General features: G+C 38.3%; 12 protein-coding genes and 1 rRNA gene. 12 read left to right on the forward strand and 1 reads right to left on the reverse strand.

The window, feature by feature from the left end:
* Positions 1 to 75 precede the first annotated feature (75 nt).
* The 7 genes from D8M04_RS15380 (at position 76) to D8M04_RS15410 (ending at position 4825) form a co-directional block, all read left to right on the forward strand.
* A complete protein-coding gene (locus D8M04_RS15380; protein ID WP_121524294.1) occupies positions 76 to 879 on the forward strand; it encodes a flagellar hook-basal body protein in 804 nt (267 codons plus the stop codon).
* 25 nt (positions 880 to 904) lie between these two features.
* Positions 905 to 1738, forward strand: a complete 834-nt coding sequence (locus tag D8M04_RS15385; protein WP_121524295.1) for a flagellar hook-basal body protein — start codon at positions 905 to 907, stop codon at positions 1736 to 1738.
* A gap of 121 nt (positions 1739 to 1859) precedes the next feature.
* The gene (locus D8M04_RS15390; protein WP_121524296.1) at positions 1860 to 2189 is read left to right on the forward strand and encodes a DNA-directed RNA polymerase subunit beta; all 330 of its coding nucleotides are present in this window, start codon (positions 1860 to 1862) and stop codon (positions 2187 to 2189) included.
* A 686-nt stretch (positions 2190 to 2875) separates the two neighbouring features.
* A complete protein-coding gene (locus tag D8M04_RS15395) occupies positions 2876 to 3199 on the forward strand; it encodes a hypothetical protein (RefSeq protein ID WP_121524297.1) in 324 nt (107 codons plus the stop codon).
* Positions 3200 to 3276: 77 nt separating this feature from the next.
* Positions 3277 to 3591 carry a hypothetical protein gene (locus D8M04_RS15400; protein ID WP_121524298.1) on the forward strand — a complete coding sequence of 105 codons (315 nt, stop codon included), beginning with the start codon at positions 3277 to 3279 and terminating at the stop codon, positions 3589 to 3591.
* A gap of 253 nt (positions 3592 to 3844) precedes the next feature.
* A complete protein-coding gene (fabZ, locus tag D8M04_RS15405; RefSeq protein WP_121524299.1) occupies positions 3845 to 4267 on the forward strand; it encodes a 3-hydroxyacyl-ACP dehydratase FabZ in 423 nt (140 codons plus the stop codon).
* Positions 4268 to 4507: 240 nt separating this feature from the next.
* Positions 4508 to 4825, forward strand: a complete 318-nt coding sequence (locus tag D8M04_RS15410) for a hypothetical protein (RefSeq protein WP_121524300.1) — start codon at positions 4508 to 4510, stop codon at positions 4823 to 4825.
* 44 nt (positions 4826 to 4869) lie between these two features.
* Here the strand turns inward: D8M04_RS15410 and D8M04_RS15415 are convergent, their stop codons facing one another.
* Positions 4870 to 5058 (reverse strand): YjfB family protein, encoded by a 189-nt coding sequence (locus D8M04_RS15415; protein ID WP_121524301.1) that lies wholly within the window; start codon positions 5056 to 5058, stop codon positions 4870 to 4872.
* A 193-nt stretch (positions 5059 to 5251) separates the two neighbouring features.
* Here D8M04_RS15415 and D8M04_RS15420 point away from each other — a divergent pair, with 193 nt between their 5' ends.
* The 5 genes from D8M04_RS15420 to D8M04_RS20280 form a co-directional block, all read left to right on the forward strand.
* Entirely contained in the window at positions 5252 to 5728 is a 477-nt protein-coding gene (locus D8M04_RS15420) for a competence protein ComK (RefSeq protein WP_158595142.1), read from the forward strand.
* Between the two features lie 226 nt (positions 5729 to 5954).
* Positions 5955 to 6812 (forward strand): efflux RND transporter periplasmic adaptor subunit, encoded by an 858-nt coding sequence (locus tag D8M04_RS15425; protein WP_121524303.1) that lies wholly within the window; start codon positions 5955 to 5957, stop codon positions 6810 to 6812.
* Positions 6813 to 6815: 3 nt separating this feature from the next.
* A complete protein-coding gene (locus D8M04_RS15430; RefSeq protein ID WP_121524304.1) occupies positions 6816 to 9863 on the forward strand; it encodes an efflux RND transporter permease subunit in 3048 nt (1015 codons plus the stop codon).
* A gap of 426 nt (positions 9864 to 10289) precedes the next feature.
* Complete coding sequence (gene phoU / locus D8M04_RS15435) at positions 10290 to 10949, forward strand: phosphate signaling complex protein PhoU (RefSeq protein WP_121524305.1); 660 nt, start codon at positions 10290 to 10292, stop codon at positions 10947 to 10949.
* A 1162-nt stretch (positions 10950 to 12111) separates the two neighbouring features.
* Positions 12112 to 12201, forward strand: a 16S ribosomal RNA gene (locus tag D8M04_RS20280); the annotation flags it as partial.

Genomic DNA, 12201 nt, shown 5'->3' on the forward strand with positions numbered 1-12201 from the left:
AGGTAACCATTCAGTGAAAAGACAGGATGGTTACCTGCTTACATATAAGATTTATGCTGGAATGGAGGAGTAGAGATGTTAAGAGGGTTTTATACTGCTGCTAGTGGAATGATGTCACAGCAACGTGTGCAAGAGGCGCTGGCGAATAACATTGCCAACATCAATACGATTGGCTATAAAGCAGACCAAACGACATTAAGGGCATTTCCTGAACTCCTGCTTCAACAAATGGGTTCTAAAGAAATCCCCACAAAGCACAGGCTTAATCTACCAAACTCTAACCCTATTGGAAGTATTAATACCGGAGTCTATGTTCAAGAAACGGTTCCTAACTTCTCCCAAGGTGATCTTAATGAAACTGGAAAAGTCGAAGATGTCGCACTTCTCCAAGGACAGCTTCCTGACGAAAATGGAGCATTATTTTTCACCGTACAGAACGAGGATGGAGAATTGCGTTATACAAGAAATGGGAATTTCAATGTGGACGGGAATGGATTTCTTGTAACCAATCAAGGTTATTATGTTTTGGATGATGCAGGGAACCCAATTCAAACGGATGGATTGGAATTTACGATAACGCCAGACGGGTTGATTCAAACAGCGAATGGAACGACACAAATGGGTATCTCTTATGTTCCAAATGCAGACGATCTCACTAAAGAAGGAAACGATCTGTTTAATGGAGAAGCAATGGCGGTCCCAGCAGGAGTTACTTATCGTGTGCAGCAAGGCTTCTTGGAAAAATCGAATGTCGATGCATTACAGACAATGACAGATATGATGAATGCATACCGTCTTTTCGAAACTAATCAGCGAGTTCTTCGTGCTTATGATGAGAGTATGGGAAAAGCAGTAAGTGAGATTGGCAGAATTGGGTAGGTTTTAGAATAATGGAGGGAAAGCCATGTCACGAATGACGATACAAGCAGCAGTGACGATGAATCAGCTGCAAAATAAACTCGATTTAATTGGGAATAATATGGCCAATAGCCAAACGACGGGTTATAAGTCTAAACAGGCTTCTTTCTCTTCATTGCTATTCCAACAAATCGATAACTTAAATGCTCCAGAAAATGCAGTTGGCCGACTAACTCCAGATGGTATCAGAATTGGCTCTGGAGCAAGGTTAGGAAATATAAATAGCGACATGTCTCAAGGTTCTATTGTCACAACGGGCCGTGTATTAGATACAGCATTATTAAACAAAAATTATTTATATCAAGTTCAAGTAACAGAAAATGGTGTGACAGAAACACGCTATACAAGAGACGGTGCTTTTTACCTTAACCCAGTTAATAACAATCAGGATCTCATGCTGACTACAAGTGATGGACATCCTGTTATTGGGGAGAACGGTCCTATTCTTATTGCGGAGGGCTTTGATTCGATTACCATTCGTCCAAATGGCGATATTCTCGTTGAAAGAGGGACTCAGGCGGTTGTTGAGGGTTCATTGGCTATTGCAGAAGCTGTGCGTCCCGGTATCCTTGAGGCAACCGGTAGTAATCAGTTCCGGTTACCGAACTTAGCAGAGCTAGGGTTTAATATGGCTGATATCATTCAGGCGGCACCAGCAAACCAGGACCTTCTGCAAAGTCAGTCCCTAGAGCAATCGAATGTGGATATGGCCAATGAAATGGCAGAACTGATTATGACACAACGGGCATATCAATTTAATGCTCGAACGATTTCGATGGGAGATCAGATGATGGGTCTGGTCAATCAAATGCGATCTTAAGTAGAGATTCCTGATTGAAATTTTATAAAATTCTAGATAGAATGTACTATTCTATGATAAACTTATAGTAACAATTCTGGAAATTTTCCAGTAAATGTTGGTATGGTGAGGAGTTACGATTATGTCTACAAACCAATCGGAACAAGCTGTTGCCGAGAAACCATCAAAAAAAGCAAAGCAACCAGATAAAAAATCGGTGCAGAAAAAAGAAACTTCTACAAGGAAGCAGCAAAAACAGCAGCAAAAGAAGGAAAAAGGACAAAACAAAAAGCCGAGAAGGCGTATTTTTCCTATATGGCTTCGAATTGTTGTTGTAGTCATTCTAAGTGCAGCCGCATTAGCATCAGGTTTAATGATTGGATATGGTGTAATTGGTGATGGAGTACCAACCGACGCCTTGAAAGTAGAAACTTGGCAACATCTAATAGATATTGTAACGAAAGTGGAATAAAGCACCTCTTTGTGGGGTGCTTTATTTTATGTTTGGTGGTAAAAAGTCATTATGAAAACTAGGTGCAGAATTTATGAACCATCGATACAGACGCCAAATTTTCTATATATAATTTTTTACTGCGTATTGCTAAAAGAAATATCAATTTCCTTTTCCTAAATCAGAAAACGTAAAACCTCAAAAATCAGACCTCAAAAGTTTTTTTATTTATAATTTAAATACTAGACGTTTTATATTGAATGAGCCTGAGACAAAAATCTCTTATCAAAAGAAAAATCCGAACGATGCCTAGTGGAGAAATACCGTTCCGGAAATATACTTCGCTTTCCGCGGGCAACGTCTCAGCCTCGGCCAACAGGACGTTGGTCACAAAGGTGTTGCACCAGGATGGGGCGATCCTAGCCTTTGAACCTCCTGCACTTCCTGCGGGGTCTTCGCTTGTTGCTATTCCCGCAGGAGTCTCCGTGTATTTCCTCCGCTAATTTAGTTCATTATTCGTCTTTTGATTCAAATAATTTAGTTATGTCCCAGCCTCTTGTTAAATGGATTTTCCTCTTTAACATTTCTTAATTTACTCCCTTACTTACCGATTATCCTTAAAATACACTTATACCCTAGGACAAATATCGTTTCCGTACAGATAAATTAGAATACATTAATTGTGAAGAGAAAAGGAGGGAAAAATAATGGCATGGAGAAGAGTTAACAGAAGATCCTTTGACGATAATGGAAATCAGGAAGTCGAAGTTAGATCCGATGTAGATTTTGAAACAGATATTGATTTTGAAAGTGACAACAGATTAGACAACGATAACGATATCAGATTAGACAACGATAATGATAATGATAATGACTTGAAAAACAGAAACCGTAATGTCAACGTTGCTAGAGTTACAAACAGTGGGAATTCTAGAGTGGACATTGATGTGGACTCGGATTCTAATTCAAGATCGAGAGTCAGAGCAGAAGCAGATTCAGACCAAGAACAGGAGCAAGAACAAAGGAGATAAATGCTTTCAATGTCCTATTATGAAGTGGGATATTAATCCCGCTTCATAATACATTTTTAATTAGAGGGGTAATTTATATGGATCGTTCAAATAATGACCTTTCATTAGATAAAGTAAATAGCGTAGAACTCTTTGAGAAAGCTTCAAACCAATCCTTTATTCGTGAAAGCGGAAATTCTGATGTGGATATACGTATTGAACTTGATACAACCCCCATTGCATATGCTATGCTATGTTCCATGCTGGCGACTAATCAAATGTCTCATCGGGAATTCCAGTTTGCTGTTAGAAAATTAGAGGACCTTATAAATAAAAAGAATCAGATAAAAGATGGCAATGATATGCCTAAGCCAGTATTATTTAATGATAATAAACCAAGGAGAAGGTTTTGATTTTTAAAGACCTTCTTCTATTTTTTTGGAAAATTTTTTTATAGTATGTATTTATGCATTTCATAAGGAACTCCTTCGTTTATCCAAATAGTTACCATTACATCCCTTGGTTTCTTCGATACTAGGTAGCTTCTAGACAGAAAGATCAACTCCAGGAAGTATTTACCCAGTTTCATTAAAAATTTCGCTCAAACTGCTACTTCTGCTATAATAGGAGCTAGTCCTAACACTTACTCAGGAGGAGTCGAATCAAATGCTTGATATAGAACAAATTAAAGAAATTATCCCACATCGTTATCCGTTTTTGTTAGTTGATAAGGTAACGGAAATAGAGGAAGGAAAGCGTGTTGTTGGGTTGAAAAATGTAACCATCAATGAACCGTTTTTCCAGGGGCATTTTCCACAATACGCTGTAATGCCTGGGGTGCTTATAGTTGAAGCTTTGGCACAGGTTGGGGCAATTGCAGTGCTTAACATAGAAGCCAATAAAGGGAAGCTTGGCTTTTTAGCAGGAGTAGATAAATGCCGATTTAAACGCCAGGTTAGACCTGGAGACCAATTAAAACTGGAAGTAGAAATCACGAGAATGAAGGGCCCTATCGGTAAAGGGAAAGGAATTGCAACTGTAGATGGAGAGCTGGCTTGTGAAGCAGAGATTACGTTTGCGATAAAGTGAAACAAGACTCAGGTGGAATTCATTTATTTTTCCGCTGAGTCTTGTAAAACCAATCGGGGGATTTGAATTTTTAGTGCCCCTATCGTGTCTCGATTTCTTGCTTGTGGGGATCTTGCAGCCGGTTAACCTGCGACAGAATAACAGGTACATCGATCACAAAAACAATACTCTAAAAAAATGGTATTACTTTCTAAAAAGTGGTTAAGCTAATCTAGAAATCACTTTAAAGGAGGATTGTTTATGAATAAGCAATTTTTAATTAAGCTAGGTGTACCAATTATAGCGTTATCTCTCGTTGCAGCCTGTGGTACTGGTACAAATGATAATCAGGATGATAACGGAGTGCCATCAAATGAGGCGCCATTAAATCAAGAGGATGACAATAATAATGAAAATCCTGCAGAAGAAAATGGCATGGATAATGATGGTGTAGACAATGATGGAAATGACGATGGAATGATTGATGACGATGGTATCATGAACGACGATAATGATAACAATGTCGGCGATAATAACAATGGTAACAACAATGATAATAATAACGGCGACAACAGATAATAATAATTTCATGGAAAAGCAGAACCTCCGCTAGGAAGTTCTGCTTATGCCTTTATGTCAACTTTATTTCCCAAACTAGGATGAGCTGGCATCCGCGAAGTTTCCCCTAACATTTCTGTTAATCGAAGACTTTGGTTTTCAGAAACATTCATGATTTTATTCATTAAAGCAAGTCCAACGTCTGACTTAACTTGACTTTGAGACATTCCAATAGACAATGCTGCAATATCCATGTTAATTCTCCCTTCTTTAAATTTACTATAGCATAATTATAATGTCGCTTTCTGTAAACTTACTATTAATTAAAGGTTAATATTCACTTAAATTGTAGAAATAGTTCGAAATGAGTAGTAAAATAGTATTAGAACTTACATAAACCTCCAACTTCATTACTTGTTTCAAATGAAACTGATAAAGGGGATAAAGATGAAAAGGTTATATACTATTACGGAGGAGACGAAAATAATCAGAAAAAATGATTCAGCCTACTATAGATCACACATCATCGAAACAACGAAAGAAGAACCCTCACCATACAGTCCAACCCAGATTATCAACTTAAACTGCAAAAAATATGGCTCAACGCTTGATGGCAGAAAAGAAGTAGTTAGTGACATTCTTAAATCTTCTAGCAAATTACCCATTCCTGTTGTTCCTCAAAGAGGAATTTTCATGATTCCCACAGCATCCGTTACGAGTGAAAAGTGTATATGGGTCTCCTATCATCAAATAAAAGACTATGATGAAAGCGATGATAAGACTATTATTTTCTTTCAGGACGGAACAAGTACTTTTCTGAATGTAACACCTAATATTTTTGACAATCAATTTAAAAGGTCAAGTCAAGTCGTTGTACATTTTTTTCGACATACAATATTTGGCGAAGGGCCGACGCGATGGTAAGAAACGAAGCAAACAAAAATAGCAGGAGCCAATTCATTCGTGGATTGGTTCCTGCTATCTTTAGCTGCAACGGGAAAGGCAATAAGGAAAGGGGTAAAGATGAACAGAAAACCTTCTATGAAAGTGGTAAAAAGGTTTTCTGCGTGAGATAATATGGAATGTATTCCATTATATAAGAATCTTTTAAATTTTTACATAGATAGACAAATTTAGGAGGAGTGATGTGATGAAAAATAGGCTTATTATTTTGATAGTGATCATGCTTCTAATTATACTGGCTGCTTGTAACCGGGAAGAAGCAAATGAAACAGAGGAAGAAGAAAGAATTACCGCTGTAGAAGTGGCTGAGGTCACAGAAGGCGACTTTACATTGGAAAGGGAAGTATATGGGCGGACTTCACCGAACCGGACAACACCTGTAATGGTACAAGCGCCTGGTGAGGTGAAATCACTAGGAGTTAGCAATGGGGAAATAGTGGAGGAAGGCGAATTAGTCGCAACGATTTTAACAGCAGCTGGAAACCAGTCTATCACTGCAAATAGTGATGGGGAAATTACCAGTTTAGCAGTTGAAGAAGGCGACCTGGCTTCAGCTGAAGAGCCATTAGCTATCTTAGCTGAGATGAATCCTATGAAATTGGATATTACTGCAACAGCTAAAGTAAGAGAATTATTTACTGTAAAAGAAATGGTAAAGGTTTTATTAGAAGGTGAGGAATTTGAAGGAACAGTAACAAAGGTGGATTCCATGCCAGATGATACTGGTTTATATCCTATTACAGTAACGGTGAATAATGAAGAAGGAGGCATCCTACCAGGAATAATTGGAACAATTATTATTCCGGATGAAAGAATCGAATCTGCAATCCTTGTTCCTACTGAGGCGATTGTAGAGGAGAATGAAGAAGCATACGTCTATGTTGTCAAAGATGATATTGCTGAAAAACGTGCGGTTACGATATTGGCGGCTGGGTCCGACGTTACGGCGATTGAAGGAGACGTGAAACCTAAGGATTCGGTCATTACAACTGGGCAGCTGACACTCTCTGATGGCAAACAGGTTAAGGTAACGGGAGGGGAATAAACAGTGAAGCTTGTATCTGCATCCGTTAAACGTCCTGTTGGCGTTATTATGATTGTACTTGCAATTGTTGCTTTGGGGGTTGTCTCTGTTCGTAATTTGGCTGTTGATTTATTTCCAGAAATTGAGCTGCCTGTTGCAGTAATTGCCACAAGTTATACAGACGCTGCTCCAGAAGATGTTGAAAATTTAATATCAAGACCGATCGAGTCTGCTGTTAGTACGGTTGAAGGGATGGATACGATTCAGTCCCAATCCCAGCCGGGCTCCTCTTTAGTGGTTATGATGTTTAAGAATGGAACTGATTTGGACCAGGCTATGCTTGATGTCCGAGAAAAAATAGATCAGGTAAAAGATTTTCTCCCTGATCAAGCTGGAGATCCAAATATCCTTCGCTTTAGTCCTGATTCATTGCCTGTCATGTATGTAGGGGTAACTGGAAAAGATGCAGAAGCACTAACTGAAATTGCGAATGACCAAATTGTTCCTTTCTTTGAACGTCAAGGTGGCGTGGCTTCTGTAACGGTAGAGGGTGCAGTACAACGAGAAATTCAGCTTGAACTAGACCCCGGGAAGATAAAGCAATATGGTGTAACAAGTCAGGAGATTCTTCAAGCTTTAAACAGCACAAACAGTTCAACTTCTGTGGGAACCGTGGATAAGGGGAATCAAGACCTGCAGCTTCGTGTGACCGGTGAATTTAACTCATTAGATGAAATCAATGATACGATTATCACGACACAAGCAGGTGCCACTATCCACGTAGAAGATATAGCGGAAGTCAAAGATACCTTCAAGGATCAGACGTCTAAAGCGTTTGTAAATGGTGAGAATTCCATTGTTTTATCGATGATGAAGCAAACGGATGCCAACACAGTAGAAGTGGCAAACAATATTAGAGCTAGCTTTGAAGAGTTACAAGGTGAACTTGGTGAAGAGGTTCAGTTGGATATTTTAATTGATACGTCAGAGTTTATTGAGCTGTCGGTTGATTCAGTCGTACAGAATATTATGATTGGTGGAGCCATCGCTATCTTTATTCTACTTTTATTCTTAAAGAGTATTCGAGCGACATTGGTAATCGGTCTTTCTATTCCGATAGCCTTAATAGCTACGTTTGCCATGATGTATTTTTCTGGTCAAACCTTAAACGTGCTAACGCTTGGCGGATTGGCCCTTGGTGTTGGGATGATGGTAGATAGCTCCATCGTTATTTTGGAACATATCTATTCATATAGAAAGAACGGGCATTCATTGAAGGGCTCTGCGATTAAAGGTGCAACAGAATTGGCTCCAGCTGTTATTGCATCTACAACGACAACACTTGTTGTTTTTCTGCCAATGGTTTTTGTAGATGGTATCGCATCTGATTTATTTACGCCCCTTGGCTTAGCGGTTTCGTTCTCGCTAATTGCATCATTGATTGTCGCAATTACGCTAGTCCCAATGCTTTCATCCAAGCTTCTATCAAAAGCGATGGAAGAGCAAGGAGGTCGTTATTGGTTTGATCGATTCCTGAACTGGCTGCAGGATGTTTACAGTAAAGGATTAAAAAAGGTACTGAAATGGCGTAAAACGACGGTTGCCATTGTTATTCTAGCGATTATCGGAAGTCTGGCGTTAGTACCTCTGATCGGTGCAGAATTTATTCCAGCGTCAGACCAAGGACAGGCACAGATTACAGTGGAAACGGAACCTGGTACTGCAATAACCTACACAGAAAGCATTGTGCAAGAAGTAAATAAGGTGTTGGGAGACTACGGCGAGGTAATTGAAACAAGCTATGTTACGATCGGCGAAACAGCAAAAAATGAAGCAACCTATACACTGCAGATGGTTTCTGCTAATGAACGTGAAAAGTCTACAACAGAGATCATCCAAGAAATGGATAATGTGCTACAGGATATTGCTGGTGCCGAAATAGCTGCAATTGCATTAGACGGCGGCTTCAGTATGGGTGACCCCATTCAAATCGTGCTTAATGGTCCAGAGCATGAAGTACTTCGTGAACTTGCTGAAGAGGTTGTTGCAGAGATTTCTGCTGTTGATGGTGTATTTAACCCATCATCTACTGCTTCTGGTGGTATTCCTCAGATGGCGATTAGTGTAGATGAGGAGAAAGCTGCACTATATGGTTTGTCGGAGCAGCAAATTACAAGTCAAATTCAAGTTCAATTTACTGGACAAACAGCAACAAGGTATCGGGAAAATGGCCAAGAGCTGGAAGTAAGACTTGTATATCCTGAAGACAAGCGATCTTCCATTAGTGATTTGGAAAGTATGCAAGTTCACACCATGACTGGTGCTACGATTCCCTTAGAAGAAGTGGCAACCTTTGAAGAGGTTCAAGGTCCAGCATCTTTGCTCCGTGAGAATCAGCAGCCACAAATGAACGTCACAAGTGCGATTGTGGACCGAGACTTAGCAGGAATTGTTACAGATATTGAAACGAAACTGGATTCAATGAGTTTCCCGGAAGGCTATTCCTATGCGGTGGGAGGGCAAGCGGAGGATATGAGGGAATCATTCGGACAGCTGGCCCTTGCCTTAATATTCTCGATATTCCTCGTTTATGCCGTGATGGCGGTACAATTTGAGAACTTCCTGTACCCATTCATTATCATGTTTGCCATGCCGACAGCAGTAATTGGCGTCATTATTGGATTGTTTGTGATGGATATTTCACTGAATATCCCTGGATTTATCGGAATCATTATGCTTGCCGGTATCGTAGTGAATAATTCCATCATACTTGTAGATTACATTAATATACTGCGGCGACGTGGGATGGAAAGAAAGCAGGCCCTTATGGAAGCGGGGCGAAGCAGGTTAAGGCCAATCCTCATGACCACTCTGACTACCGTCCTAGCCATGATCCCACTTGGTCTGGCAATAGGAGAAGGAGCAGAGATACAGCAGCCACTTGCAGTAACTATCATATTTGGTTTGAGTTTTTCCACCTTGTTCACCCTGTTTTTCGTACCGGTTGTCTATACTTTACTTGATGATTTATCAGCAAAAATGACAGGGAGAAATAAAAAGAAGAGAGCATAGCAGAGAACCAGCACAGGTATTAGCTTGTGCTGGTTTTTAATGAGAAGGGTAGAAAACGGGAAACCTGAAAAAATTTAAACACCTCCAATACACTCTTCTTGCTAAAAAGAAAATCAATGATATTTAACCCAAAAGTTCACAGTCAGGGTATATTTTAAACTAAGACAGGGACACGAACGAGTTAAAGGTGTAAATTCAAACGTAAATTTAGCGTTTAATGGGAAGTGTTTAAATATTTATATTATTTATAGAAAATAGAATAGTAATCATTTATAATAGATTAAATTAAGTTAATGACATTTGCTTTCTCTAATACAGCCAGTATAGTAAGCAGTCAAAAGCAGTTACTTGAAAGCTGCGATATCCTCTTAATCAAGCATTTGTTTATAGTAAGCAGGATATAATTAATTTAAAGGGGTTGAAAAGATGGCAACACGCGACGAGTTTAGTAAGGAAATGATTGAGTTAGATGAGAAGATTGTTACCCTAATGAAGTTGTCTGGCGAGGCACTAATTGAGGCAATCGATGCTTTTTACAAACGGGATCTCGATAAGGCAAGACGGATCATTGAAAATGATAAAAACATAGACAGGTTGGAAATGGAGATTAATGACCAGACAATACTAATGATTGCAAAACAGCATCCTGTTGCAAAGGATCTTCGCAGAATTATCGTTGTGCTTCGAATTGTAACAGATATTGAACGAATGGCAGACAACGCGAAAAATATTGCTACTTCTACCATTCACTTAGGAAATAATTATACCGCTACAGCTATTCATGACGAACTTAAAAAAATGCAGAAACTGACTTTGGAAATGTTGGACCAGTCCATACTAGCATTTGAAAATGATGATATTGTGATCGCAGGGCAACTAGGAATCATGGATGACCAGGTCGATAAATTATACAAAGATATTGTCAGTGAGCTACTAGGAGAGAAAGCGACAGATCCAGTTCAAATTCAATATGTTATGCAAGTAGCTTTTATTGCTCGGTACCTCGAAAGGTTTGCAGATCACATTACCAACATAGGAGAAAGCATTATTTATCTCGTTAAAGGCGTAAACTTCAGTTTAAACTAAATGACTGTAACCCAAATAGCCCTTCGTTCATGTTTAATATTAAAACTAATATAATCCTAACTAATTCGAATTTTAATTTTGATTCATAGTTGGGTTTTTCTTTATCTATTGTATTTTTATCCCTTTAGATTTATCTTCTAAAGGGATTTTTTATTTCCAATAAGAGAAGAAACGGGGCTTTTACTGTTACACCTTCTTTGAGTTTATATCGAAGTGAACGTCTTAGAAAAGATTGCTAAGCAAGGACTATTGTAAATGGATGGAAGTTTATTTTACTTAAATAAAAGGAATGTTATAGAAAACAAACGATTTTTAATTATAGGAGGTTTTGAAATGGGACGGTTGGTGAAAAAATTAATTCGGTATGGTCCAGTAATTTATCCAATTGTGAAGAAGTTTTTAGATAAGCGTAAGCAGAAAAAGAATTATTATTAAATTAAACTGTTTAACAGTTATAAACACGACGGTAACGCTTAATTAACTAATTATGAGTTATAGAACCTGTAATATGTGATTTTCAGATGAAATGTCCCCTAGAAAATGACTATATCATTAAATAATTTAGTCCCAAGGGATATTGTTTCTTCTATTATTAACGAGGATGAATATTTTCGTCGCGTGAACTGAATTAGTGATTCTATTATTAAACATATGGATAGATGTTTGGACTGTTTACATTATAAGAATGAAAGAACACTGTTTTAAATAATGTTCAAGCACACGTTTTTCGCAATAAATTTTATTACTTTACTATCAGCACTAATCTATAGAAACTGTAGTGTGGTCTCTGTAGCAGTGATAAACAAAGAATTAAACTGAAATAATAATAATAAAGTTTAGCTGCATTTAATAGATAAAATCTACTTTCATAATAGAAATAAAAAACTTGTTGACTTTTCTTCTTGAAAGTTATATGATGTAATTCCATCGCGGAAATACCTCTTCAAACATTTAAAAATAAATGTTGACAAAGAATATCGCGATATGATATATTAATAGAGTTGCTGTTGCGAAACAGCCCGAACAAAATTTGCTCTTTGAAAACTGAACAAAACAACCAGTATGTTAGGACATGAAGAAAAACTCGTTTTTTCTTTCAAATAGAAGGTAACACTTCTAAAAGCTAAGACGTAGAATTGATTGGTGTCAATTCTAACAAACTTTTTTGGAGAGTTTGATCTTGGCTCAGGACGAACGCTGGCGGCGTGCCTAATACATGCAAGTCGAGCGCAGGAAACTTTTCTGACCCCTC

It is taken from the genome of Oceanobacillus piezotolerans, from assembly GCF_003665065.1.
In the GTDB taxonomy this organism is placed as follows: domain Bacteria; phylum Bacillota; class Bacilli; order Bacillales; family Amphibacillaceae; genus Oceanobacillus; species Oceanobacillus piezotolerans.

Excerpts from the sequence above, each read along its gene's own strand:
- D8M04_RS15400 (WP_121524298.1), top strand. The coding sequence starts at position 3,277 with ATGGATCGTTCAAATAATGACCTTTCATTAGATAAAGTAAATAGCGTA.
- D8M04_RS15425 (WP_121524303.1), top strand. The coding sequence starts at position 5,955 with ATGAAAAATAGGCTTATTATTTTGATAGTGATCATGCTTCTAATTATA.
- D8M04_RS15410 (WP_121524300.1), top strand. The coding sequence starts at position 4,508 with ATGAATAAGCAATTTTTAATTAAGCTAGGTGTACCAATTATAGCGTTA.
- D8M04_RS15395 (WP_121524297.1), top strand. The coding sequence starts at position 2,876 with ATGGCATGGAGAAGAGTTAACAGAAGATCCTTTGACGATAATGGAAAT.
- D8M04_RS15390 (WP_121524296.1), top strand. The coding sequence starts at position 1,860 with ATGTCTACAAACCAATCGGAACAAGCTGTTGCCGAGAAACCATCAAAA.
- D8M04_RS15385 (WP_121524295.1), top strand. The coding sequence starts at position 905 with ATGTCACGAATGACGATACAAGCAGCAGTGACGATGAATCAGCTGCAA.
- fabZ (WP_121524299.1), top strand. The coding sequence starts at position 3,845 with ATGCTTGATATAGAACAAATTAAAGAAATTATCCCACATCGTTATCCG.
- phoU (WP_121524305.1), top strand. The coding sequence starts at position 10,290 with ATGGCAACACGCGACGAGTTTAGTAAGGAAATGATTGAGTTAGATGAG.
- D8M04_RS15415 (WP_121524301.1), bottom strand. The coding sequence starts at position 5,058 with ATGGATATTGCAGCATTGTCTATTGGAATGTCTCAAAGTCAAGTTAAG.
- D8M04_RS15380 (WP_121524294.1), top strand. The coding sequence starts at position 76 with ATGTTAAGAGGGTTTTATACTGCTGCTAGTGGAATGATGTCACAGCAA.
- D8M04_RS15420 (WP_158595142.1), top strand. The coding sequence starts at position 5,252 with ATGAAAAGGTTATATACTATTACGGAGGAGACGAAAATAATCAGAAAA.